General features: G+C 62.2%; 20 protein-coding genes. 14 read left to right on the top strand and 6 right to left on the bottom strand.

All coding sequences use genetic code 11. From position 1 onward, the window contains the following. Positions 1–920: 920 nt before the first annotated feature. Entirely contained in the window at positions 921–2570 is a 1650-nt protein-coding gene (locus tag KGA89_RS25185) for an acyl-CoA dehydrogenase family protein (protein ID WP_223472790.1), read from the bottom strand. A 71-nt stretch (positions 2571–2641) separates the two neighbouring features. Then, positions 2642–5026, bottom strand: a complete 2385-nt coding sequence (locus tag KGA89_RS25180; protein WP_223472789.1) for a hybrid sensor histidine kinase/response regulator — start codon at positions 5024–5026, stop codon at positions 2642–2644. Positions 5027–5337: 311 nt separating this feature from the next. Between KGA89_RS25180 and KGA89_RS25175 the strand changes: the two genes are divergently transcribed. The 4 genes from KGA89_RS25175 to KGA89_RS25160 all read left to right on the top strand — a co-directional run bounded on the left by KGA89_RS25175 (position 5338) and on the right by KGA89_RS25160 (position 8864). Continuing rightward, on the top strand, positions 5338–6135 hold the full coding sequence (locus KGA89_RS25175) for a hydroxymethylpyrimidine/phosphomethylpyrimidine kinase (RefSeq protein ID WP_003205858.1): 798 nt from the start codon (positions 5338–5340) through the stop codon (positions 6133–6135). 17 nt (positions 6136–6152) lie between these two features. Beyond that, the gene (thiE, locus tag KGA89_RS25170) at positions 6153–6779 is read left to right on the top strand and encodes a thiamine phosphate synthase (RefSeq protein ID WP_223472788.1); all 627 of its coding nucleotides are present in this window, start codon (positions 6153–6155) and stop codon (positions 6777–6779) included. 29 nt (positions 6780–6808) lie between these two features. After that, positions 6809–8092: a glutamate-1-semialdehyde 2,1-aminomutase gene (gene hemL, locus KGA89_RS25165; protein ID WP_003205861.1), complete on the top strand. Its 1284-nt coding sequence runs from the start codon at positions 6809–6811 to the stop codon at positions 8090–8092. A 217-nt stretch (positions 8093–8309) separates the two neighbouring features. After that, positions 8310–8864 (top strand): tetratricopeptide repeat protein, encoded by a 555-nt coding sequence (locus tag KGA89_RS25160; protein WP_003205863.1) that lies wholly within the window; start codon positions 8310–8312, stop codon positions 8862–8864. Positions 8865–9006: 142 nt separating this feature from the next. Here KGA89_RS25160 and KGA89_RS25155 read toward each other — a convergent pair whose 3' ends face one another. Then, positions 9007–9336 carry a DUF1820 family protein gene (locus tag KGA89_RS25155; RefSeq protein WP_003185742.1) on the bottom strand — a complete coding sequence of 110 codons (330 nt, stop codon included), beginning with the start codon at positions 9334–9336 and terminating at the stop codon, positions 9007–9009. Positions 9337–9512: 176 nt separating this feature from the next. On the opposite strand from KGA89_RS25155, the gene miaB reads away from it, so the two are divergent. From miaB to lnt, 5 genes are all read left to right on the top strand, one after another. Beyond that, positions 9513–10841 (top strand): tRNA (N6-isopentenyl adenosine(37)-C2)-methylthiotransferase MiaB, encoded by a 1329-nt coding sequence (gene miaB / locus KGA89_RS25150; RefSeq protein ID WP_003205865.1) that lies wholly within the window; start codon positions 9513–9515, stop codon positions 10839–10841. Positions 10842–11079: 238 nt separating this feature from the next. Further along, positions 11080–12090 (top strand): PhoH family protein, encoded by a 1011-nt coding sequence (locus KGA89_RS25145; protein WP_003205867.1) that lies wholly within the window; start codon positions 11080–11082, stop codon positions 12088–12090. Continuing rightward, the gene (gene ybeY, locus KGA89_RS25140) at positions 12083–12541 is read left to right on the top strand and encodes an rRNA maturation RNase YbeY (RefSeq protein ID WP_053125636.1); all 459 of its coding nucleotides are present in this window, start codon (positions 12083–12085) and stop codon (positions 12539–12541) included. Before KGA89_RS25145 ends, ybeY begins: the two co-directional genes overlap by 8 nt. Before the next feature lie 40 nt (positions 12542–12581). Further along, on the top strand, positions 12582–13421 hold the full coding sequence (locus KGA89_RS25135; RefSeq protein ID WP_003205870.1) for an HlyC/CorC family transporter: 840 nt from the start codon (positions 12582–12584) through the stop codon (positions 13419–13421). Between the two features lie 27 nt (positions 13422–13448). Beyond that, positions 13449–14972, top strand: coding sequence for an apolipoprotein N-acyltransferase (lnt, locus tag KGA89_RS25130; protein WP_223472787.1), 1524 nt, complete (start codon positions 13449–13451; stop codon positions 14970–14972). Between the two features lie 143 nt (positions 14973–15115). On the opposite strand, the gene KGA89_RS25125 is transcribed toward lnt, so the two are convergent. Beyond that, positions 15116–15877 carry a YdcF family protein gene (locus KGA89_RS25125; RefSeq protein ID WP_223472786.1) on the bottom strand — a complete coding sequence of 254 codons (762 nt, stop codon included), beginning with the start codon at positions 15875–15877 and terminating at the stop codon, positions 15116–15118. Positions 15878–15980: 103 nt separating this feature from the next. Next, positions 15981–16301 (bottom strand): hypothetical protein, encoded by a 321-nt coding sequence (locus tag KGA89_RS25120; RefSeq protein WP_003205874.1) that lies wholly within the window; start codon positions 16299–16301, stop codon positions 15981–15983. 303 nt (positions 16302–16604) lie between these two features. On the opposite strand from KGA89_RS25120, the gene leuS reads away from it, so the two are divergent. From leuS to KGA89_RS25095, 5 genes are all read left to right on the top strand, one after another. Further along, positions 16605–19211, top strand: coding sequence for a leucine--tRNA ligase (leuS, locus tag KGA89_RS25115; RefSeq protein ID WP_223472785.1), 2607 nt, complete (start codon positions 16605–16607; stop codon positions 19209–19211). Positions 19212–19300: 89 nt separating this feature from the next. Beyond that, complete coding sequence (gene lptE, locus KGA89_RS25110) at positions 19301–19906, top strand: LPS assembly lipoprotein LptE (protein ID WP_223472784.1); 606 nt, start codon at positions 19301–19303, stop codon at positions 19904–19906. Between the two features lie 39 nt (positions 19907–19945). Continuing rightward, positions 19946–20983 carry a DNA polymerase III subunit delta gene (gene holA / locus KGA89_RS25105; protein WP_046065214.1) on the top strand — a complete coding sequence of 346 codons (1038 nt, stop codon included), beginning with the start codon at positions 19946–19948 and terminating at the stop codon, positions 20981–20983. Between the two features lie 245 nt (positions 20984–21228). Further along, a complete protein-coding gene (gene arfA, locus KGA89_RS25100) occupies positions 21229–21393 on the top strand; it encodes an alternative ribosome rescue factor ArfA (protein WP_003205882.1) in 165 nt (54 codons plus the stop codon). Between the two features lie 72 nt (positions 21394–21465). After that, positions 21466–22788 (top strand): lytic murein transglycosylase, encoded by a 1323-nt coding sequence (locus KGA89_RS25095; protein WP_223472783.1) that lies wholly within the window; start codon positions 21466–21468, stop codon positions 22786–22788. A gap of 113 nt (positions 22789–22901) precedes the next feature. On the opposite strand, the gene KGA89_RS25090 is transcribed toward KGA89_RS25095, so the two are convergent. After that, the coding region (locus KGA89_RS25090; RefSeq protein ID WP_223472782.1) for an LD-carboxypeptidase at positions 22902–23799 on the bottom strand (898 nt) is incomplete at its 5' end.

The raw sequence follows: 23799 nt of genomic DNA, 5'->3' as shown, positions 1-23799 counted from the left end.
ACCTCCGTCATCGCGGGCAAGCCTTGCTCCCACATGGACTCTGGGATGTTCTGTGGGAGCTGAGCTTGCTCGCGATAGCGGTGTATCAGGCACCACAGATGCTGGATGTACCTCCGTCATCGCGGGCAAGCCTTGCTCCCACATGGACTCTGGGATGTTCTGTGGGAGCTGGGCTTGCTCGCGATAGCGGTGTATCAGTCACCACAGATGCTGGATGTACCTCCGTCATCGCGGGCAAGCCTTGCTCCCACATGGACTCTGGGATGTTCTGTGGGAGCTGAGCTTGCTCGCGATAGCGGTGTATCAGTCACCACAGATGCTGGATGTACCTCCGTCATCGCGGGCAAGCCTTGCTCCCACATGGACTCTGGGATGTTCTGTGGGAGCTGGGCTTGCTCGCGATAGCGGTGTATCAGTCACCACAGATGCTGGATGTACCTCCGTCATCGCGGGCAAGCCTTGCTCCCACATGGACTCTGGGATGTTCTGTGGGAGCTGAGCTTGCTCGCGATAGCGGTGTATCAGTCACCACAGATGCTGGATGTACCTCCGTCATCGCGGGCAAGCCTTGCTCCCACATGGACTCTGGGATGTTCTGTGGGAGCTGAGCTTGCTCGCGATAGCGGTGTATCAGTCACCACAGATGCTGGATGTACCTCCGTCATCGCGGGCAAGCCTTGCTCCCACATGGACTCTGGGATGTTCTGTGGGAGCTGAGCTTGCTCGCGATAGCGGTGTATCAGGCACCACAGATGCTGGATGTACCTCCGTCATCGCGGGCGAGCCTTGCTCCCACATGGACTCTGGGATGCTCTGTGGGAACTGGGCTTGCTCGCGATAGCGGTGTATCAGGCACCACAGATGTTGGATGTACCGATGCCTTCGCGAGCAGGCTCGCTCCCACAGGGTACGTGTCGTGTCTAAAAGCCGTGTGGGGTGGAGCGCGTCACGATCGCCTCGACATTCAAGCCCCGAGGCAAGGCACCGTACACCCGGCCGGCCGAACCCAGGCGACTGGCGATGAAGGCATCGCTGACCTCACTGTTCCCGGCTTCGAGCAACAGCTTGGCCTGCAGGCCAACGGCGATGTCTTCGGTCAATTGCCGGGCGCGGTACTGGATGTCGTCGGTGTCCTTGAACGCGGCGTGCAATTGGTGGATGTGGCCAGCCAGGCGCTTGTCGCCGTGGCCATCGCCCAGTTCGCTGAACAATACCTCCAGCATGCCGGGCTCCTTGGACAAGGCGCGCAGCACATCCAGGCATTGCACGTTGCCGGAGCCTTCCCACGTCGAGTTGACCGGCGCTTCTCGGTACAGGCGCGGCAGGATGCTGTCTTCGACGTAGCCGGCACCGCCCATGCATTCGGCGGCTTCATTGATCATCGCGGGGGCGCGCTTGCAGATCCAGTACTTGCCCACTGCCGTCACCAACCGGGCGAACTTGGCCTCATGCTCGTCATTCAAGTGGTCCAGCGCCCGGCCCATGCGCAGGCTCAAGGCCAGTGCGGACTCGCTTTCCAGCGCCAGGTCAGCCAGGACGTTTTGCATCAGCGGCTGTTCACTCAACAACTTGCCACCGACCTTGCGGTGCGCGCAGTGATGGCTGGCCTGGGTCAGCGCCTGGCGCATCAGGGCGCTGGAGCCGACCATGCAATCGAAACGGGTCATGGCGACCATCTCGATGATCGTCGGCACGCCCCGCCCTTCTTCACCGACCATCCAGGCCAGTGCGCCACGGAACTCGACTTCGCTGGAGGCGTTGGAACAGTTGCCCAGCTTGTTCTTCAGCCGCTGGATGTAGAACTGATTGCGGGTGTCGTCGGGGCGATGGCGCGGCAACAGGAAACAGGTCAGCCCCTTGTCGGTCTGGGCCAAGGTGAGGAAGGCATCGCACATCGGCGCCGAACAGAACCATTTGTGCCCAACCAGCTCATAGGCCTGGCCCGGGCCGCTGGCGCCCACCGGATAGGCCTTGGTGGTGTTGGCCCGCACATCGGTGCCGCCCTGTTTTTCGGTCATCGCCATGCCCAGGGTCACGCCGGCCTTGTGGGCCATGCCGACGTTGCGCGGGTCGTACTCGGTGGCCAGCACCTTGGGCACCCAGTGCTCGGCCAGGTCCGGCTGCAAGCGCAGCGCCGGCACACTGGCGAAGGTCATGGTCAGGGGGCAGCCGGTGCCGGCTTCGGCCTGGCTATGCAAATAGGTCATCGACGCCCGGGCGACATGCGCGCCGGGTTGCGGGTGCGCCCAGGGCAAACTGGGCAGGTCGTGCTCGACGGCAGTGCGCATCAACTGGTGATAAGCCGGATGGAACTCCACCAGGTCGATGCGATGGCCGTAACGGTCATGGCTGGAGAACACCGGTTTGTTCTGGTTGGCCAGGAAGCCCGCTTCCATCAACGGTCCGCCGGCCAGCGCCCCATACGCATCGATCCGCGCCTGCGCCCAGCCCGCCCCAAAGCGCTGTGACCACTGCTGCAGCGGCAGGTCGATGCGGTACAGGTTGGCGCCATCCAGGGACGGCGGCTGATTGGTGACGTCGTGGGTTTCAGCGAACTGGTGCAGGTTCATGACAGGGCTCCTCGATCGGCCAGGGATTCAGTTAAGCACCGCCTCCAGGCCGAACAAAGTGTCATATGCGCCTAAATGTCGGCGCTTTCACCCTGTCTTGGGCAAAGCACCCGGCGCTGGAGCATCGCCTGCAGTGCCTCGAACTTCACTGGCTTGTTCAAGTAATCGACCGGCGCGCCCGAAGGACAGCACTCACGCCCCTCGTTCGGGCTGACCACCAGCACCGGCAGTTCCTCGCAGCCGGACAAGGTGTGGATCTGGCAGCAGAGCGACACGCCGTCCAGTGGCGGCAACTGGCAATCGAGCAGCACCGCATCAAAGCGCTCGCCGTGCAGCAGATCCAGCGCGGCGCGGCCACTGTCGGCGGTGCGCACCCGATAACCGAGCTTGAGCAACATGCCGCGCATGACCAACTGATCGATGCTGTTGTCATCGGCCAGTAGCACCGTGCAATCCTGTGGCAGGCGCGAACCCTGGTGGCCACCGAAGGAAAACGGCGTCGGGACCGCCGCTGGCAAGGCCACGTCAAACTCTACGTCCAACTGGAAACGGCTGCCACGACCGGGTTCGGAGGTGTGGGTCAGACGTCCGCCCAGCAGTTCCACCAGTTGCCGACAGATAGCCAGCCCCACGCCGAGGCCGCCATATTCGCGGGTCATCGAGCCGTCGAGTTGGAAGAAGCGCTGGTACAAGGTCGCTTCCCCCAGGTCGGTAAAACCGATTCCGGTGTCGATGACGGCAAAGGACAGCACCAGCCGATCAAGCGCCGTCGGCCGGCCGCTGACTCGCAGAGCCAGGCCGCCAACCCGGGTGAACTTGATGGCGTTGTCCAGCAGGCATTCCAGGCTCTGGGCCAGTTTGCCGCTGTCGCCGAGCAACCGGTCCGCCAAACCCGGGGCCACATCGACCTTGAAGTCCAGGCCCTTGGCCGCGGCATTGGCGCCGAACTGCACCTGCAGCGCATCGACCACCCCACGCAGGCTGAACGGTGCCGGATAGACCTTGAGCTTGCCGGCCTGCAACTCGGTCAGGGTGAGCATGCCATTGACCATGCGCATCATGTCCCGCGCCGAGCCGGCGGCGGTCTGTTGATACTGGGTCAGTTCCTCGTCCATCTCGACGGTTTCCATCAGCTCAAGGGAACCGATCACGCCATTCATCGGCGTGCGCAGTTCATGGGTCAGCGTGGCGAGGAATTCATCCTTGAGCTTGTTGCCGTGGGCCAGTTGCTGGTTGAGCACTTCGAGTTTCTGCCCGGCGTCCAACAGGGTCTGGGCCTGCTGCTCGCGCATGGCATTGATGCGGTCGGCCAGGGCCAGGGACAACAGCGCCACTTCGATGGCCGAGCCGATCTGGCTGGCGTACATGGTCAGGAAGACGTTCGGCAGGTAACCGAGCACCATCAACGTGTTGACGATGCCCCCCAGCAGAAACGCCGACCAGGCAATGATGAAATAACGCGCCACCCGCAGGCCACGCCACCAGGCAAACAACCCGGCGGCAAAGATCGCCACCGTGAACAGCAGCGCCAACACCGTCGCCAGGCGCAGCGCCAGGGCATAACTGGTCATCAGCGACAGACCGACCACCCCGGCGCTGTAGGCGATCAGCGCCAGCAGCAAGCGGTCCAGCCAACGGCTATGCTGGGCGGTTTGCAGGAAACTGCGAGCGAACTGGCTGCCAAACAGGCCCGCGCAGCCGATGAAGAACGGCGTCGCCGCATTGGCCCACCAGGGGTTATCCGGCCAGAAATACTCCACGGCGGCACCGTTGACCGACAACTGGTACAGGCCGAACGAGGCAATGTAGAAGATGTAATAGAGGTAGCTGGTATCGCGCACGCTCAGGTAGATGAACAGGTTGTAGACCAGCATCCCCAGCAGCACGCCATAGATGATCCCCAGTACATACAAGCGCACGGGCTGTTGTTCGAGATACGCGGTGCTCGACCACAGCGTCAGCGGCGCCTGGATCGAACCCTGGCTTTGCAGGCGCAGGTAGAGGGTCTGCTGTTGTTCGGGCTTGAAAGCCAGGCTGAACAGGTAGTTGTTCTGGCGGATCTCGCGGCTGGCGAACGGCAACGCATCACCGGTCTGGCGAACCAGGCGATAGCCCCTCGCCGCATCGGGCAAATACAAGTCGAGGTGGTCCAGCGGCGGGTATGCCAGCTCCAGCAGCCAGGTGCGCTGGGCGTCCGGATTGCCGGGACGGTAGTGCAGGTCGATTTTCAACCAGAAGGCTGATCGCGAGTAACCGGCGTTCAGGGTAGCTTGGTCATGGGGCTTGAAAGCACCAGCGGCAGCCTGAGCCAGGACATCGTCAATGGTGGCCGTGCCGCGCGCATCTTCGAACACCAGCAGGGCATGGCCCAAGGGCAGGTTTTGGGTGAATTCATCGAATTCGAGAGCACTTGCCAAAGGGGACAAGCACAGCAACAACATCAGCAAATAGCGCATTTAAGCCCCAGCGCGGCCTGTCCGGTTGAGTCAGGAAGCCCCCCATTCCCTGAGTAGACGTAAAACCGGCATTACCTGTTATGAGTTGGATCCATCCCTAGCATAGCCGCTGATGGCCAATTTGCACCATTGAATTTTTTCCTACAAAAGGCTCTAGAACGGGCGTTTCAGAGCAAAGCATTGAGATAGAGCTGTTGCCTTGTTCAGGTCGACAAATGACGGGGCAAAAAAGCATCCACCCGCAAGCGACTCAACATAAAACCCTGAGTCCGACCACCGATAAAAGAGGTTTGGTGGTAAGCTCGCGCACCATGAATATCTACAGTTCTCGCCCCGTTGTCCTCTGTCTCTCCGGCCACGACCCCAGTGGTGGCGCCGGTTTGCAGGCAGATATCGAAGCCCTGCTTGCCCAGGGTTGTCATGCCGCCCCTGCCGTTACCGCATTGACCGTGCAAGACACCGTCAACGTCAGCGATTTCCGAGTGCTCGACCGAGAGTGGGTGCTGGCACAAGCCAATGCCGTGCTCAACGACGCCCAGGTGGCAGCGGTCAAGCTGGGGATGCTTGGCTCGCTGGAAATGGTCGACACGGTGGTCGAACTGCTCCAGGCGCACCCGCACCTGCCCATGGTCTGCGACCCGGTGCTGCGCGCCGGCGGTGGCGGGCGCCTGGGCAAGGATGAGGTCGGCTACGCCATGCGCGAACGCCTGCTGCCCCTGGCAATCATCGCCACCCCCAACCTGCCTGAAGCACGCATCCTCGCCGAACTGCCCGAGGGCAGCGCCGACGAGTGCGCGGAAAAACTGCTGCCCTTCGTCAAACACCTGTTGATCACCGGTGGTCACGGCGACGAACATGAAGTCCATAATCGCCTGTACAGCCGCGACGGCGGGCGCGAAACCTTTACCTGCCAGCGCCTGCCCGGCAGTTACCACGGTTCCGGCTGCACACTGGCCAGCGCCCTGGCCGGTCGGCTGGCCCAGGGCGAACAGCTCGCCAGCGCCGTCAAGACGGCGCTGGATTACACCTGGCGCACCTTGCGCGATGCCGAACAACTGGGCAAAGGCCAGTTCGTGCCGCGTCGCCTGCCGCTGGATTTCTGCTCGTAGCACCGGAGGCCTGTGGAATGAAATTACGTGGCCTTTACGCCATCACCGATAGCCAATTGCTGACCGGCAAATTCCTCGCTTATGTGGAAGCGGCGCTGGAAGGTGGCGTCGCCCTGCTGCAATACCGCGACAAAAGCAGCGACGAGGCCCGTCGGCTGCGGGAAGCCGAAGCACTGCGCAACCTGTGCGAGCGCTACAAGACCCAGTTGATCATCAACGACGACGCCGAACTGGCCGCACGCCTGGGCGTCGGTGTGCACCTGGGCCAGACCGATGGCCCGTTGGCGCCAGTGCGGGCACTGCTCGGGCACAAGGCAATCGTCGGTGCCACCTGCCACGCCAGCCTGGCACTGGCCGAACAGGCCGCCAGCGAAGGCGCCAGTTATGTCGCGTTCGGGCGTTTCTTCAACTCAAACACCAAACCCGGCGCCCCCAGCGCAGACCTTGAACTGCTCCAAGAGGCGCACCTCAAACTGCATGTTCCGGTGTGCGCAATTGGCGGCATCACCCTGGACAACGCCGCCCCGCTGGTGGCCCACGGGGTCGACCTGCTGGCGGTGGTCCACGGCCTGTTCGGCGCCGACAGCACCACTGAAGTGACGCGCCGCGCCCGCGCCTTCAACGAGCTGCTGCAGATCAAATAGTCCATTTTTCCGTTTTCGAGAGCCCAACCATGTCCCGTTCCGAAACCCTGTTTGCCGATGCCCAGAAACACATCCCCGGCGGTGTGAACTCGCCCGTTCGTGCGTTCAAGAGCGTCGGCGGCACCCCGCTGTTCTTCAAGCACGCCGAAGGCGCGTACGTCACCGACGAAGACGACAAGCGCTATGTGGATTACGTCGGTTCCTGGGGCCCGATGATCCTCGGCCACAGCCATCCGGATGTGCTGGATGCGGTGCGCAAGCAACTGGTACACGGCCTGTCCTACGGCGCTCCGACCGCGATGGAAACCGAGATGGCCGACCTGGTCTGCTCGATCGTGCCGTCGATGGAAATGGTGCGCATGGTCAGCTCCGGCACCGAAGCGACCATGAGCGCGATCCGCCTGGCGCGGGGCTTCACCGGTCGCGACAGCATCATCAAGTTCGAAGGCTGCTACCACGGCCACTCCGACAGCCTGCTGGTCAAGGCCGGCTCCGGCGCACTGACCCAGGGCGTGCCGAGCTCGGCCGGCGTACCGGCAGCGTTCGCCAAACACACCCTGACCCTGCCGTTCAACGACCTTGAAGAAGTCGAGAAGATGCTCGGCGAAGTCGGCCAGGAAGTGGCGTGCATCATCGTCGAGCCAGTGGCCGGCAACATGAACTGCGTACCTCCGGCACCGGGTTTCCTCGAAGGCCTGCGCAGCCTGTGCGACCAGCATGGCGTGGTGTTGATTTTCGATGAAGTGATGACCGGTTTCCGCGTGGCCCTCGGCGGCGCCCAGGCCCATTACGGCGTCACGCCGGACCTGAGCACCTTCGGCAAGATCATCGGCGGCGGCATGCCGGTTGGCTGCTTCGGCGGCAAGCGCAAGATCATGGAATGCATCGCGCCGCTGGGCCCGGTCTACCAGGCCGGCACCTTGTCGGGCAACCCACTGGCCATGGCCGCCGGCCTGACCACGCTGCGCCTGATCAGCCGCCCGGGCTTCCACGCCGAACTGACCGACTACACCACCCGCCTGCTCGACGGCTTGCAGGTTCGTGCCGACGCGGCAGGCATTCCGTTCGTGACCACCCAGGCCGGCGGCATGTTCGGCCTGTATTTCAGTGGCGCCGATGACATCGTCACCTTCGAAGACGTGATGGCCAGCGACGCCGACCGCTTCAAGCGCTTCTTCCACCTGATGCTCGACGGCGGCGTGTATCTGGCGCCGAGCGCATTCGAAGCCGGCTTCACTTCCATCGCCCATGGCGAGACCGAGCTGAAGATCACCCTCGATGCGGCCGAACGGGCCTTTGCTGCGCTGAAATAAGCCTGTGGATAACTGACGCTGGCTGAAGCTGGCGTCAGTGATTGCCGACAACCTCCCGCCTTTTTCCTACGTATTTATGCCCGAAGCAGCTATTAGCATTCCCTCGCAGCAGAAAAACGAGTAAAGACTTTGTAAGGATGGCCCTGCTTATTTCATAATGCGCGCTTATTGGATCCCCCGGAGGGTCCGCGCGCCCCTCAGAGGTAAGTCGATTCCCATGAACCGCACCGGCCGCACCCTTGCCTTGGGCTGCCTGTTGCTCCTTCAGCCCCTGCTCGCGAATGCACAGGCAGGCGGTAACTCGTTGTTGATCCCGGCGCTGGGCCGTTGCACGCTCAATACCCAGCCACAAGATCTCGCACCGGCACTCGACGCCTGTCAAAAAGCGGCGGACGCAGGTGATGCACAAGCGCAATACGAGTTGGGCGAGTTCTACTATGAAGGCAAGGCTGCACCGCGCGACCTCAAAAAAGCCCTCGACTACTTCGAAAAAGCCTCTCTGCAAGGCCATGCCCAGGCGCAATTCAAGCTCGGCGGCATGTTCTTCCATGGCGAAGGCGTGCCGGCCAACAACGTCCAGGCCTATATCGTCCTGAAGATGGCCGCGGTCAACGGCGCCGAAGAAGCCCTGGACACCGCCGACGAAGTCGCCGAACAAATGCCCCGTGACGAATTGGAAGTGGCGACTCAGGTGCTGGGGCAGATCTTTCGCAAGTACCTGATGGAATTGCAGAACGCCGATGGGCGTACGCCTTTCTCACCTCTGCCCTGATTATTGCGCAGGCCTTGATGGCCTCATCGCGAACAAGCTCGCTCCCACACTGGATCGCTGGTGTACACAAATCTTGTGTTCACAAAGCCCCCACTGTGGGAGCGAGCTTGCTCGCGATTGGGGAGCAACCCGATCTTGAATCCTACTTCTCAGGCATCGGCATCGGAAACGGCATCACATTGCCGACCGCGCCGCGGGCTTCGCTGATTTTCGGGGTGCCCAGGCGTTCGACTTCGTCGATGCGCACGATCGAATGCATTGGCACGAAGCTGCGCACCACGCCTTCGAACTGCGCCTTGAGCTTTTCCTCGCTCGGATCGACGACCACTTGCGTGCGCTCGCCAAAGACGAATTCTTCCACTTCCAGGAAACCCCACAGATCACTTTGATAGATCTGCTTGGCGTACATTTCGAACACCTGGCCCTGGTTGAGGAAAATCACCTTGTAGATTGGAGCTTCACGTTTGGTCATGGCTGGCGAAACACATCGGCGGGTAAAAATGAGGGCGCGAACTATAGCATAGCCACTGCTCGCACAGCGGTAGGAACCCAGTGGCCTGTACGGTTAATTTAAGTGCGCGAATTAGCCACACAGGCCACTATGTCCCTATAATGCGCGGTTCTTTGAATCACGTGATGATCCCGTCCATGGCCAAGAAGCTTTACATCGAAACCCACGGTTGCCAGATGAACGAGTACGACAGCTCGCGCATGGTCGATCTGCTGGGTGAACACCAGGCCCTGGAAGTCACCGCCCGCGCTGAAGACGCGGACGTGATCCTGCTCAACACCTGCTCGATTCGCGAACGCGCCCAGGACCGGGTGTACTCCCAGCTCGGCCGCTGGCGCGAACTGAAGTTGGCCAACCCGGAAATGGTCATCGCCGTGGGCGGTTGCGTGGCCAGCCAGGAAGGCGCTGCCATTCGCGATCGCGCACCCTACGTGGACGTGGTCTTTGGCCCGCAGACCTTGCACCGCCTGCCGGAGATGATCGACGCTGCCCGCAGCACCAAGCTGCCGCAAGTGGATGTCTCGTTCCCGGAAATCGAAAAATTCGACCACCTGCCCGAACCGCGCATCGACGGCCCAAGTGCCTACGTGTCGGTGATGGAAGGTTGCAGCAAGTACTGCACGTTCTGCGTGGTGCCCTACACCCGCGGCGAAGAAGTCAGCCGGCCGTTCGACGACGTGATCGCCGAGATCATCCACTTGGCGGAACACGGTGTGCGCGAAGTGACCCTGCTGGGGCAGAACGTCAACGGCTATCGCGGTCTGACCCATGATGGGCGCCTGGCGGACCTCGCCGAGCTGATCCGCGTCGTGGCGGCAGTGGATGGCATCGACCGCATCCGCTACACCACGTCTCATCCGCTGGAGTTCTCCGACAGCCTGATCCAGGCCCACGCCGAAGTCCCCGAACTGGTCAAGCACCTGCACCTGCCGGTGCAATCGGGCTCCGACCGGATCCTTGCGGCCATGAAACGCAACCACACGGCGCTGGAGTACAAATCCAAGCTGCGCAAGTTGCGCGCGGCAGTGCCGGGGATCTGCATCAGCTCGGACTTTATCGTCGGCTTCCCTGGCGAAACCGAGAAAGACTTCCAGCAGACCATGAAGCTGATCGAAGACGTGGGTTTCGATTTCTCCTATTCGTTCGTCTACAGCCAGCGCCCTGGCACTCCGGCGGCCGACCTGGCGGACGACACGCCCGAAGAGCTGAAAAAGGAACGGCTCAACGCCTTGCAACATCGTCTCAACCAGCAAGGTTTCGAGATCAGCCGACAAATGGTCGGCTCCGTCCAGCGGATTCTGGTGACCGATTACTCGAAAAAGGACCCGGGCGAGTTGCAAGGACGGACCGAAAACAACCGCATCGTCAACTTCCGCTGCGACACCCCGGCCCTGATCGGCCAGTTCGCCGATGTGCACATCGACGCCGCGCAACCGCACTCCCTGCGCGGTTCGCTGATCCAGTAACCTGCTAAAAAACACTATTGTCTGTGCAAGCAAGACCTGTGGGAGCAAGGCTTGCCCGCGATAGAAGCACCGCAATCTCACTGAAGACCGCGGCGCCTTGATCGCGGGCAAGCCTTGCTCCCACAATGGGTTGTGCCAACCCTGTGATCAGATTCGCCTGTTTAAGAGCTTTCGCACCCAGCCTACTGGCGTTATCCTTGATTTCACCTTAATTGCCCCCGGGCGGCTAAAAACGACCTTGAACGCACCCATCGAACCACATCGCTTTATTCTCGAGCCCTTTGAGGCTCGCCGCTTCGCCAATCTGTGCGGGCAATTCGACGAGCACCTGCGCTTGATCGAACAGCGCCTGGCCATCGAGATCCGCAACCGCGGAAACCAGTTCGAACTGATCGGCGAACCCAAGCACACCACCTCCGCGGAAAACCTGCTGCGCCGTCTCTACCGGGAAACCAAGGGGAGCGAGCTGTCGCCGGATACGGTCCACCTGTTCCTGCAGGAGTCGGCTGTCGAAGAACTCGACAACCACGCCCCGTCGGAACCGGCCGTGGCCCTACGCACGAAAAAAGGCATGATTCGCCCTCGCGGCTTGAATCAGCAGCGCTACGTGAAGGAAATCCTGGGCAACGACATCAACTTCGGCATCGGCCCAGCCGGTACCGGCAAGACCTACCTGGCCGTGGCCTGCGCCGTCGATGCGCTGGAACGTGAACAGGTGCGGCGCATCCTGCTGGTGCGACCGGCGGTCGAAGCGGGCGAAAAACTCGGCTTCCTGCCCGGCGACCTGGCCCAGAAGATCGACCCGTACCTGCGCCCGCTCTATGACGCGCTGTATGAAATGCTCGGCTTCGAATATGTCGCCAAGCTGATCGAGCGCCAGGTCATCGAGGTCGCCCCACTGGCCTACATGCGTGGTCGGACGCTGAACAACAGCTTCATCATCCTCGACGAAAGCCAGAACACCACGGTCGAGCAGATGAAAATGTTCCTGACCCGGATCGGCTTCGGCTCCACCGCCGTCATCACCGGGGACATCACCCAGGTCGACCTGCCCCGTGGCACCAAGTCCGGGCTGAACCATGTGATCCAGGTCCTCAAGGACGTGCCGGGCATCAGCTTCACGCATTTCATGCCCAAGGACGTCGTACGCCATCCGTTGGTGCAACGCATTGTCGAAGCCTACGAGCGTTTCGAGAATCGCGCCGATGAAGACTCGGCCGAAAGCAAAGGCAATCGCCACAATGCTTGAACTCGACCTGCAAGTGGCGTGCGAACACGCCGCCCCCAGCGAAGCCCAGTTCCGCCAATGGTGCGAACTGGCCCTGCGCCAGCGCAGTGCCGACTCGGAGCTGACGATCCGCCTGGTGGACGAACCCGAAGGCCGTGAACTGAACCACACCTGGCGGCAGAAAGACTACGCCACCAACGTGCTGTCGTTCCCCGCCGACGTACCCGACGAACTGCTCGACATCCCGCTACTGGGCGACCTGGTGATCTGCGTCCCGGTGGTGGAGCGTGAAGCAGCGGAACAAGACAAGCCCCCTGAGGCCCACTGGGCCCATCTGGTGATTCACGGCTGCTTGCATCTACTGGGTTACGACCATATAGAAGATGACGAAGCCGAAGAAATGGAAGCACTGGAACGAACGTTGCTTGCAGAGCTGGGTCATCCCGACCCCTACGCCGGCGACGAACACTGATACATCAACCTGTAACGACAAAGGATTCAGAGTAATCGCTATGAGCGAAGATCGATCGAGCAACGGGCAGAAGTCATGGCTGGGCAAGCTCACCCAGGCTTTTGCCCATGAGCCGAAAAACCGCCAGGAGCTGCTGGAGCTGCTGCGCGATGCACACCAGAACAAACTGCTGGACAGCGAAGCGCTGGCCATTGTCGAAGGCGCCATCCAGGTCGCTGACCTGCAGGTCCGGGACATCATGGTCCCGCGCTCGCAGATGGTCAGCATCAAGGCGACCCAGACCCCTCGCGAATTTTTGCCCGCCGTGGTCGACTCCGCTCACTCGCGCTATCCGGTCGTCGGCGAAAGCCATGACGACGTCATGGGCGTGCTGCTGGCCAAGGACCTGCTGCCGCTGATCCTTCAGGAGAACGGCGACAGCTTCAACATCAAGGACCTGTTGCGCCCGGCCACCTTCGTGCCCGAATCCAAGCGCCTGAACGTGCTGCTGCGTGAATTCCGCGCCAACCACAACCACATGGCCATCGTCATTGACGAATACGGCGGCGTGGCCGGCCTGGTCACCATCGAAGACGTGCTCGAGCAGATCGTCGGCGACATCGAGGACGAGCACGACGTCGAGGAGGACAGCTACATCAAGCCCCTGCCCAGCGGCGACTTCCTGATCAAGGCCCTGACGCCGATCGAGAACTTCAACGAATTCTTCGACAGCCAATTCTCCGACGATGAGTTCGACACCGTCGGCGGCCTGGTGATGAGTGCTTTCGGGCACCTGCCCAAGCGCAACGAAACCACGGAAATCGGCTCCTGGCGCTTCCGCATCCTGAATGCCGACAGCCGTCGGATTCACTTGCTGCGCCTGTCGCCCATTGGCCGATAACCCCTGCGAGACCCGCTAAGGACAAAAATGCGCTGGATAACCCGCCCCGGCTGGCCCGGTAACCTGCTGGCCATGGCGGCCGGTGCGATCACCACCCTGGCCCTGGCGCCGTTCGACCTCTGGCCGCTGGCATTGCTGGCGGTCGGCTTGTTCTACGCAGGGCTGCGCGAACTCTCGCCACGCCAGGCCCTGGGCCGAGGCTGGTGTTTCGGTTTTGGCCTGTTTGGTGCCGGCACCAGTTGGATCTACGTCAGCATCCATAACTTCGGCGGCGCCTCGGTGCTGCTCGCCGGGTTGTTGATGCTGCTGTTCGTCGCTGCCATCGCCTGGTTCTTCGCCCTGCCCGCCTGGCTCTGGGCGCGCTGGCTGCGTCGCAACGAGGCACCGCTGGCCGATGCCCTGGCGTTCGCCGCCCTGTGGTTGGGCCAGGAAGCGTTTCGTGGCTGGTTCCTCACCGGCTTCCCCTGGCTGTACTCCGGTTACAGCCAGCTCAACGGCCCGTTGGCCGGCCTCGCGCCGCTGGGCGGAATGTGGCTGATTTCCTTCACCCTGGCCTTGACCGCCGCGCTGCTGTACAACGCGCCCCGGTTGATCCGCACTGGGCGCAAAGGCTTTATCGCCGCGGGCGTGGTGCTGCTGATCGGCCCATGGGTGGCCGGCCTTGCCCTCAAGGGCCATGCCTGGACCAGCCCTTCGGGCGCCCCGCTGAGCGTCGCGGCGATCCAGGGCAACATCGAGCAAAGCATGAAGTGGGACCCCGAGCAGCTCAACGCGCAGTTGGCGCTGTACCGCGACATGAGCTTTGCGTCCAAGCGCGTCGACCTGTTGATCTGGCCGGAAACCGCAGTACCGGTGCTCAAGGAGTCTGCCCAGGGTTACCTGGACATGATGGGCGGCTTCGCCGCCGAGCGGCATTCGGCGTTGATTACCGGTGTGCCGATTCGCCAACTGGTGCGCCACGAGAAGCGTTACTACAACGGCATTACCGTGACCGGCGAAGGTGACGGCACTTACTTGAAGCAAAAACTCGTGCCGTTCGGCGAATACGTGCCGCTACAGGACATCCTGCGCGGCCTGATCGCCTTCTTCGACCTGCCCATGTCGGACTTCGCCCGGGGCCCGGCCGACCAGCCGTTGCTGCAAGCCAAGGGTTACCAGATCGCGCCGTTCATCTGCTATGAAGTGGTCTACCCGGAATTTGCCGCCAGCTTGTCAGCGCGCAGCGACCTGCTGCTGACCATCAGCAACGACACCTGGTTCGGCACCTCGATCGGCCCGTTGCAACACCTGCAAATGGCCCAGATGCGCGCGCTGGAAGCCGGCCGCTGGATGATCCGCGCCACCAACAACGGCGTGACCGGGCTGATCAACCCCTTCGGCCAGATCACCGCACAGATCCCGCAATTCGAGCGCGGCATCCTCTATGGCGAAGTGGTGCCGATGCACGACCTGACGCCTTACCTGCAATGGCGCTCGTGGCCGCTGATCATCTTGTGCATGTTGCTGTTGGGCTGGGCGTTGATGACGAGCCGGATGGCCAGGACGGTTTAAGGTTGATCGTTCCCACGCTCCGCGTGGGAATGCAGCCTGTGACGCTCCGCGTCACATTGGCAGCAGACGCCAGCCCGATTTGGGACGCAGAGCGTCCCTTGAGGCATTCCCACGCAGGAGCGTGGGAATGATCCGGTAACACCTCAGCGGTAGAACAACCAATACCCCACCAGCCCCACCGCCTCATTCATCAACTGCCCGGATTGCCAGATCGACTTGAACTCCGGCATCCAGCCGCCCAACGGTCGGGCATTGTCCTGCCCCAGGAAACCCACTGGCGCCGGCACCACTTCAAACCCCGCGCGCTCGAAACTCCAGACCGACCGCGGCATGTGCCAGGCCTGGGTGATCACCACGACCCGCTTGATGTCTTCAGGCAACAGGATCTCGGCGCTCATCTGGGCGTTTTCCCAAGTGGTGCGGCTACGTCCTTCCTGCCAGCGCACGTTGACGCCGAAATCATCCAGCATCGAATCGGCCATCAACTTGGCCTCGCTGGGTGGGGTGCCGTAGTGCAAGCCACCGGTGGTCAGCACGGGCAAGCCCGAAGCCTTGGCCAGTCGCGCCGCATAACGCTGGCGCTCCAGGCCGACACCGGTGGGCTGGTCGGCGCCCCAGGCCAGGTCGCCGCGCTCGCGACCGGAACCCAGCAGCACGATGGCGTCGGCACGCTGGGCCAGGGTTGCCCATTCACTGCGCAGCAGCGGCGGCTCACGCTCCAATGCCTTGGCGCTCCACTGCACCACCACCGGCAGGCTCATCAACCAGAAACAGCCCAGGCCCACGACGAAACACAGCCGGGCCAGGCGCGGCCGAGAATGGCGCCACCACCAGGCGAGCGCCAACAGCAGCAAAAGAATGCCGGGCGGCAATAGAAGTTGTTTGATGAAATAGCGAAACGGCATCGGGCATCTCCATAGATGCCCGAAGCCTAAGTGGGTTGACGCAAAGCGACAACAGATTCGAAAAAGCCTTGAACCAAAAAAAGCGACACGCGTGAATCCGGCTTTACTTGAACTGCAGCGACCGGATCCTTACAGCATCCTTATCAGGCGTCCGGTCCTTGAGCCACACAACCTTGGCCGAACGGGGCGTATCGAGACGCTTGAGTACCTGGGCCTCACTGGTGGAGGTTTGATGTCCGACCTGTTCGAGGTAAGCCTCGACCAGTTCGAACTCCGCGGGGCTCAAGCCTCGCAGTTCCAGCTCTACCGGGCGTTCATCACGCAAGCGACCGGCGGTTCTAGCAGCGTCCAGGGCCACCCCGAGACGATCGATCAGTTTTTCGTACAACTCAGGTGTAGCGACTTTTCGTTGTGATTCAACCATCCCTCACCTCATTGAAGATAAGACTCACTCCCCATTGAGAAGCTTAGCTTCGCTGGGCAAACCGGCAGTGCGCCGCGACAAACGGCCCTGAACACGGGTCATCGCCGATGATCGGCAATGGCTCGGCGGTGGTTCGGCAGCAATCAGGGTTTCCCTCGGCAGAGCGCGGTCATGTATGCTACGGCGCTTCCTGTAACTCCACTTCCAGCTTGGCTGGGCATCGAAAACGCCGCATTCGGCGTCGTCTGCGTCCAGCATGGCAACGAAGAGGATTGGGCCACCCCATTCAGTACAAAAGTAGCCATGCACGAACACTACCAGCCCCGTGAAATCGAAGCCGCCGCCCAGTCGTTCTGGGACGAGCAAAAGTCCTTTGAAGTCAGTGAACAGCCAGGCAAGGAGACGTACTACTGCCTGTCGATGTTCCCTTACCCCAGCGGCAAGCTACACATGGGGCACGTGCGCAACTACACCATCGGCGACGTGATCTCCCGCTACCAGCGCATGCAAGGCAAGAACGTCCTGCAACCCATGGGTTGGGACGCCTTCGGCATGCCGGCGGAAAACGCCGCGATGAAGAACAACGTGGCCCCCGCCAAGTGGACCTACGAAAACATCGCCTACATGAAAACCCAGCTGCGCAGCCTGGGCCTGGCGGTGGATTGGTCCCGCGAGGTCACCACCTGCAAGCCCGACTACTACCGCTGGGAACAATGGCTGTTCACCCGCCTGTTCGAAAAAGGCGTGATCTACCGCAAGAACGGCACCGTGAACTGGGACCCGGTGGACCAGACCGTACTGGCCAACGAGCAAGTGATCGACGGTCGCGGCTGGCGCTCCGGCGCGCTGATCGAAAAGCGCGAGATCCCGATGTACTACTTCAAGATCACCGCCTACGCGGATGAACTCCTGGAGAGTCTCGACGAACTGACCGGTTGGCCCGAGCAGGTCAAGACCATGCAGCGCAACTGGATCGGCAAGTCCCGGGGCATGGAAGTGCAGTTCCCGTACGACGTCGCCTCCATTGGCGAAGCCGGCACCCTGAAAGTCTTCACCACCCGCCCGGACACCCTGATGGGCGCCACGTATGTGGCCGTGGCCGCCGAGCATCCGCTGGCCACCCTGGCGGCACGGAACAACCCTGAGCTGCAGGCGTTCATCGCCGAATGCAAAGGCGGCAGCGTCGCCGAAGCCGACGTCGCCACCCAAGAGAAGAAAGGCCTGCCGACTTCGTTGTTCGTCGAGCACCCGCTCACTGGCGAGAAACTGCCGGTGTGGGTCGCCAACTACGTACTGATGCACTACGGCGACGGCGCTGTCATGGCGGTGCCGGCCCACGATGAGCGCGATTTCGAATTCGCCCACAAGTACAACCTGCCGGTCAAAGCCGTGGTGCGCACCAGCGCCGGCGACCAGACCCCGGAACCTTGGCAGGACGCCTACGGCGAGCATGGCGAGCTGATCAACTCCGGTGAGTTCAACGGCCTGGATTTCCCTGGCGCGTTCGATGCCATCGAAGTCGCCCTGATCAAGAAAAACCTCGGCGCCTCGCGCACCCAGTTCCGCCTGCGGGACTGGGGTATCAGCCGCCAACGCTACTGGGGCTGCCCGATCCCGATCGTGCATTGCGATACCTGCGGCGACGTACCGGTGCCGGAAGATCAACTGCCCGTAGTCCTGCCGGAAGACGTCGTACCCGACGGTGCCGGTTCGCCCCTGGCGCGCATGCCCGAGTTCTATGAGTGCAGCTGCCCGAAATGCGGTGCACCGGCCAAGCGTGAAACCGACACCATGGACACCTTCGTCGAGTCCTCCTGGTACTACGCGCGCTATGCCTCGCCGCACTATCAAGGCGGCCTGGTGGAAAAATCCGCGGCTGACCACTGGTTGCCAGTGGACCAGTACATCGGTGGCATCGAACACGCCATTCTTCACCTGCTCTACGCGCGTTTCTTCCACAAGCTGATGCGTGACGAAGGCCTGGTGAGTTCCAACGAGCCGTTCAAGAACCTGCTGACCCAAGGCATGGTGATCGCCGAGACTTACTACCGTCGCGAAGCCAACGGTGCCTACACCTGGTTCAACCCGAGCGACGTCGAACTCGAACGCGACAGCAAGGCCAAGGTCATCAGCGCCAAGCTGATCGCCGACGGCCTGCCGGTGGAAATCGGCGGCACCGAGAAAATGGCCAAGTCGAAGAACAACGGCGTCGACCCACAGTCGATGATCGACCAGTTCGGCGCAGACACCTGCCGCCTGTTCATGATGTTCGCTTCGCCACCTGACATGAGCGCGGAGTGGTCCGATTCGGGCGTCGAGGGCTCGCACCGTTTCCTCAAGCGCGTCTGGCGCCTGGCGCAAGCCCACGTCACCCAGGGCCTGCCGGGCAAGCTGGACGTCGCCGGCCTGAACGACGAGCAGAAAGCCATTCGCCGCTCGATCCACCTGGCCATCAAGCAGGCTAGCCATGACGTCGGCCAGAACCACAAATTCAACACCGCCATCGCCCAGGTGATGACGCTGATGAACGTGCTGGAAAAAGCCGCGCAAGGCACCGAGCAGGATCGTGCACTGATTCACGAAGGCCTGGAAGCCGTGACGTTGCTGCTCGCGCCGATCACCCCACACATCAGCCACGAGCTGTGGAATCAACTGGGTCACGCCGACCCGGTGATTGACGCACGTTGGCCGGTGGTGGACGAAACCGCGCTGGTGCAGGACAGCCTGACCCTGGTCATCCAGGTCAACGGCAAGCTGCGCGGCCAGATCGAAATGCCGGCTGCCGCCACTCGCGAAGAAGTCGAAGCCGCTGCGCGGGCCAACGAAAACGTGCTGCGCTTTGTCGATGGACTGACGATTCGCAAAGTGATCGTCGTGCCCGGCAAACTGGTCAACATCGTCGCAAGCTAATTGGATCGGGCGCGGGCTTGAGCCTGGCGCCGAATACAACCTGCGGGGTCGCATGATCGACCCCCATAGGGTTCAAGGGGAGCAACAAGATGATCAAACGTAATCTGCTGGTAGTGGGCCTCGCGGTCCTGTTGAGCGCCTGCGGCTTCCAACTGCGTGGCACCGGCACTACCGAGCTGGCGATCAAGGAACTGGACCTCAGCGCACGGGACGCCTATGGCGAAACCGTGAAAATGCTGCGCCAGACCCTGGAGAACAGTGGCGTCAAGGTCTACAGCGGTGCGCCGTACAAGCTGGTGCTGGCCGGTGAACAACAAAGCCAGCGCAGCCTGAGCTATGCCGGTGCCGGTCGTTCGGCCGAATACGAGCTGACCAACGTGCTGAGCTATGAGATCCGTGGCCACAACAACCTGTCGCTGCTGGACGACAAGCTCCAGGTGCAGAAAGTCTACCTGCACGACGGCAATAACATCACCGGCTCCGACCAGGAGTCCATCCAAGTGCGCGGCGAAATGCGTCGTGAACTCGTACAGCGCATGATGCTGCGCCTGCAACAGCTGAGCCCGACCCAGCTGGAGCAACTGCAACAGACCGCCGACGCCCGCGCCAAGGCCGAAGCCGATGCGCTGGAAGCGGCACGCAAGGCTGAGGCGGAAACCCCGCAGCAGTCGCCGTTGCAGATCCCGGCTGAATAAGCCTTGCGGGGCGCTCCGGCGCCCCGCTCGCCTTTTCTTATGAAGCTCGCTCCCGCCCAACTCGGCAAACACCTGCAAGGCGCCCTCGCGCCGGTCTACATCATCAGTGGCGATGACCCACTGCTGTGCCAGGAAGCCGCCGACGCCATCCGCTCCGCCGCCCGTCAGCAAGGCTTCGACGAGCGCCAGGTCTTCGCCGCCGACGCCAGTTTCGACTGGGGCACGCTGCTGCAGGCCGGAGCGAGCATGTCGTTGTTCGCCGAAAAACGCCTGTTGGAACTGCGCTTGCCCTCCGGCAAACCCGGGGACAAGGGCGCCGCCGCGCTGATCGAATATTGCTCACGCCCGGCCGAAGACACGGTACTGCTCATCAGCTTGCCGAAACTCGACGGCAGCGCGCAGAAGACCAAATGGGGCAAGGCCCTGGTCGAAGGCCAACAGACCCAGTTCGTGCAGATCTGGCCGGTGGATGTCAGCCAGTTGCCCAGCTGGATCCGCCAGCGCCTGTCCCAAGCCGGTCTCTCGGCCAGCCAGGACGCAGTGGAGCTGATTGCCGCCCGGGTCGAAGGCAACCTGCTGGCCGCCGCCCAGGAAATCGAAAAGCTCAAGCTGATGGCCGAAGGCGGACAGATCACCGTGGAAACGGTGCAGGCTGCCGTGGCCGACAGTGCGCGCTTCGATGTCTTCGGGTTGACCGATGCGATCCTCAACGGTGAAGCCGCCCATGCCCTGCGCATGCTCGAAGGCCTGCGGGGCGAAGGCGTCGAACCGCCGGTGATCCTCTGGGCCCTGGCCCGGGAATTGCGCCTGCTGGCCAACCTGTCCCTGCAATACAGCCAGGGCGTACCGCTGGACAAGGCCTTCAGCCAGGCCCGCCCGCCCGTCTGGGACAAACGCAAACCGCTGATGAGCAAGGCCCTGCAACGCTATTCCGCATCGCGCTGGGCGCAATTGCTCCTTGAGGCCCAGCGCATCGATGCGCAGATCAAGGGCCAGGCCGCCGGTTCACCGTGGATGAGCCTCAGTCGCTTGTCGCTGTTGATGGCTGGACAGCGGTTGACGTTGCCTGCCGAATAAGCACGCACTGAAGGCTGTTCTGCGGCGAAGATATCTGTGGGAGCAAGGCTTGCCCGCGATGAAAGCAGCGCGGTGTCTCTGAAACCGAGGTGCCTGTATCGCGAGCAAGCTTTGCTCCCACCTATCGGCGCCACAAGTCGTGTGTTCGTCTGAATGACATTTCCTACGCAATGCAGGGACTGGACAGCCCCCCAACTCTGCCCCATGATTTATCCTGCAAAACCCAACCTACGAGAGTACCCACCATGAGCAAAAAGCCATCCAAGCATGGCCCCAACAAGGCCAAATCCATCGTCGCCCAGCCCCTGTTCCGCAGCCGCCAGGAACGACCCGCCAAGGGCAAAGGCAGCTACCGCCGCGAAGCCTTCCAGTCTGACAACTGGGAGGCTTCTTGCTTTCTGGCCGCTTGAAACACCAGGACAAGCCCTACGCCCCTTTCGCATGTTAAGGTCAGCACCTGATTTGTATTTCTGGACCCGTGCATGCCCTTCTGTCTTTCCCATCGTTGGCCACTGCGCCAAATGATTGTTGCCACAAGCGTTGCCCTGCTTGTCGCCTGCGCCGAAAAACCTACTGCCGCCGACGCCCAACCGCTCCAGACAGCCCCCGCCGTGACCGCTCCGGCCATCGTGCCACCCCTGGTGCCGACCGGTGAAGACCTGGCCATTGCGCCCACCCAGACCTTCGCGCAATGGCAGGCCGGGTTTCGCAAGGAGGCACTGGCCGCCGGGATCCGAGGCGACCTGTTCGACCGTGCGTTTATCGGCGTCAGCCCGGACATGAGCGTGATCAAGGCCGATCGCAGCCAGCCGGAATTCACCCGCCCCGTGTGGGAATACCTCGATGGCGCGCTGTCGCCACTGCGGGTCAACAAAGGCAAGAGCCTGATCCAACAGAACGCCCAGATCCTGCAAAGCATCGAGCAGCGTTATGGCGTCGATCGTGAGGCGCTGGTAGCGGTGTGGGGCATGGAGAGCAACTTCGGCCAGTTCCAGGGCAGCAAGTCGGTGATCAACTCCCTGGCGACCCTGGCCTACGAAGGACGGCGCCCGGGTTTTGCCCATGCGCAACTGATCGCCGCGCTGCAAATCCTGCAACAGGGCGATATCACACCGGAAAAAATGCTTGGCTCCTGGGCCGGCGCCATGGGCCAGACCCAGTTCATTCCCACCACGTACAACACCCATGCGGTGGATTTCGACGGCGACGGTCGCCGCGACATCTGGGGCAGCTCCACCGACGCCCTGGCCTCGACCGCCCACTACCTGCAAAGCTCCGGCTGGCAGCGTGGCCAGCCGTGGGGGTTCGAAGTCGATCTCCCAGAGGGCTTCGACTACACACTGGCCGATGGCACGATCCGCAAGCCTGTTGCTGAATGGGAGCGACTGGGGGTTTCAGAATATGGTGGCCTGCCAATAACCCCGGATGACAAACAGCTGTCGGCGTCCCTGCTCCTGCCGGCCGGCCATCGCGGCCCGGCGTTCCTGATCTTTGATAACTTCCGCGCCATCCTCAAGTACAACAACTCGTCGTCCTATGCCTTGGCGGTCGGGTTGTTGTCAAAGCGCTTTACCGACGGCGGGCTGGTCTATGGCCAGTGGCCCAAGGAGGACCTACCCCTGAGTCGCAGCGAACGCATCGAGCTGCAAACCCTGCTGGGCAAGCACAACTATGACGCGGGCAACCCCGACGGCATCATCGGCGCCAACACCCGCAAGGCCATCCGCAGCGCCCAGCAGTCGTTTGGCTGGCCGGCTGATGGGTATCCGACGCACCAGTTGCTGGAGGCGTTGCGTAACCGCTGAGTCAGCCGTATGTCGGCTACCGCTATCGCGAGCAAGCTCGCTCCCACAGGTATTCCCGGTCAACCTGTGGGAGCGAGCTTGCTCGCGATGACTGATTTGCAGGCGCTACATGACTAGCGGCTGACCACCACATCCTGCTCCAGCACCAACCTCTTCTCCCCCGCATCCAGCGTCACCAATGCCCCCATGGGCAAGGTCAGGTTCGGATCGCAGTGCCCGCTGCGCCAGCCGGACAATACCGGAATACGCAACGGCGCGAAGGTCTGTTCGAGCAATCGGTTCAACGCCTCGACGTCGACCCCGGCCACATCGCCCACCAACACGCCGCGTAGCTGGTGCAACGTGCCGGCCAACCGCAGCTGCGTCAGCAATCGGTCGATGCGGTACAGCGGCTCGTTGACGTCTTCGATGAACAGGATCACCCCTTCGGCGTCGATCTGATAAGGCGTGCCCATGGTCGCGGCAATCATCGACAGGTTGCCGCCCAGCAGACGTCCGTGGGCGATACCCGGTTCAACGGTGGTCAATGGATACGCTGCGGGATGGCTTAGCGCGCTGCCGGCCTTCAACTGGCCACGCAGCAGGCTGAAAAACGAGGTGACGGTTGGGGGTTCCTTGTCGCCCAGCAGATCGGCGTTGAGCAGCGGCCCGTGGAAGGTCACGAAGCCTGCGTAGCGGCTGATGGCCAGGTGCAGGGCGGTGATGTCGCTGTAGCCTACGAAGGGTTTGGGGTTGCGCTTTAAGAGCTCGAAATCGATACGATCGAGTAGACGGGGCGTGCCGTAGCCGCCGCGTAGGCAGATGATGGCTTTGACTTCTGGGTCGGCGAAGGCGGTGTGCAGGTCGTTGAGGCGTACTTCGTCGCTGCCGGCCAGGTAGTCGCTCTTTTCATAGACGCCGGGGAATATTCGCAGCTCATGGCCCCTTGCGCGCATCCATTGGATGGCTTTTTCCGTGTCCAGGGGGGCGGGGCCGGCGGGTGCGATCACGGCGATCAGGCCTTCTTGAGGG

The sequence above is a fragment of the Pseudomonas sp. A-RE-22 genome, from assembly GCF_019956035.1.
In the GTDB taxonomy this organism is placed as follows: domain Bacteria; phylum Pseudomonadota; class Gammaproteobacteria; order Pseudomonadales; family Pseudomonadaceae; genus Aquipseudomonas; species Aquipseudomonas brassicacearum.
Note: the sequence above shows the minus strand (reverse complement) of the source record. Positions and strands in the feature narration are given on the sequence as shown.

What these genes read in the sequence shown, in the direction of transcription:
- KGA89_RS25185 (WP_223472790.1), bottom strand. Translation starts at nt 2,570, where the DNA reads ATGAACCTGCACCAGTTCGCTGAAACCCACGACGTCACCAATCAGCCG.
- KGA89_RS25180 (WP_223472789.1), bottom strand. Translation starts at nt 5,026, where the DNA reads ATGCGCTATTTGCTGATGTTGTTGCTGTGCTTGTCCCCTTTGGCAAGT.
- KGA89_RS25175 (WP_003205858.1), top strand. Translation starts at nt 5,338, where the DNA reads ATGAATATCTACAGTTCTCGCCCCGTTGTCCTCTGTCTCTCCGGCCAC.
- thiE (WP_223472788.1), top strand. Translation starts at nt 6,153, where the DNA reads ATGAAATTACGTGGCCTTTACGCCATCACCGATAGCCAATTGCTGACC.
- hemL (WP_003205861.1), top strand. Translation starts at nt 6,809, where the DNA reads ATGTCCCGTTCCGAAACCCTGTTTGCCGATGCCCAGAAACACATCCCC.
- KGA89_RS25160 (WP_003205863.1), top strand. Translation starts at nt 8,310, where the DNA reads ATGAACCGCACCGGCCGCACCCTTGCCTTGGGCTGCCTGTTGCTCCTT.
- KGA89_RS25155 (WP_003185742.1), bottom strand. Translation starts at nt 9,336, where the DNA reads ATGACCAAACGTGAAGCTCCAATCTACAAGGTGATTTTCCTCAACCAG.
- miaB (WP_003205865.1), top strand. Translation starts at nt 9,513, where the DNA reads ATGGCCAAGAAGCTTTACATCGAAACCCACGGTTGCCAGATGAACGAG.
- ybeY (WP_053125636.1), top strand. Translation starts at nt 12,083, where the DNA reads ATGCTTGAACTCGACCTGCAAGTGGCGTGCGAACACGCCGCCCCCAGC.
- KGA89_RS25135 (WP_003205870.1), top strand. Translation starts at nt 12,582, where the DNA reads ATGAGCGAAGATCGATCGAGCAACGGGCAGAAGTCATGGCTGGGCAAG.
- lnt (WP_223472787.1), top strand. Translation starts at nt 13,449, where the DNA reads ATGCGCTGGATAACCCGCCCCGGCTGGCCCGGTAACCTGCTGGCCATG.
- KGA89_RS25125 (WP_223472786.1), bottom strand. Translation starts at nt 15,877, where the DNA reads ATGCCGTTTCGCTATTTCATCAAACAACTTCTATTGCCGCCCGGCATT.
- KGA89_RS25120 (WP_003205874.1), bottom strand. Translation starts at nt 16,301, where the DNA reads ATGGTTGAATCACAACGAAAAGTCGCTACACCTGAGTTGTACGAAAAA.
- leuS (WP_223472785.1), top strand. Translation starts at nt 16,605, where the DNA reads ATGCACGAACACTACCAGCCCCGTGAAATCGAAGCCGCCGCCCAGTCG.
- lptE (WP_223472784.1), top strand. Translation starts at nt 19,301, where the DNA reads ATGATCAAACGTAATCTGCTGGTAGTGGGCCTCGCGGTCCTGTTGAGC.
- holA (WP_046065214.1), top strand. Translation starts at nt 19,946, where the DNA reads ATGAAGCTCGCTCCCGCCCAACTCGGCAAACACCTGCAAGGCGCCCTC.
- arfA (WP_003205882.1), top strand. Translation starts at nt 21,229, where the DNA reads ATGAGCAAAAAGCCATCCAAGCATGGCCCCAACAAGGCCAAATCCATC.
- KGA89_RS25095 (WP_223472783.1), top strand. Translation starts at nt 21,466, where the DNA reads ATGCCCTTCTGTCTTTCCCATCGTTGGCCACTGCGCCAAATGATTGTT.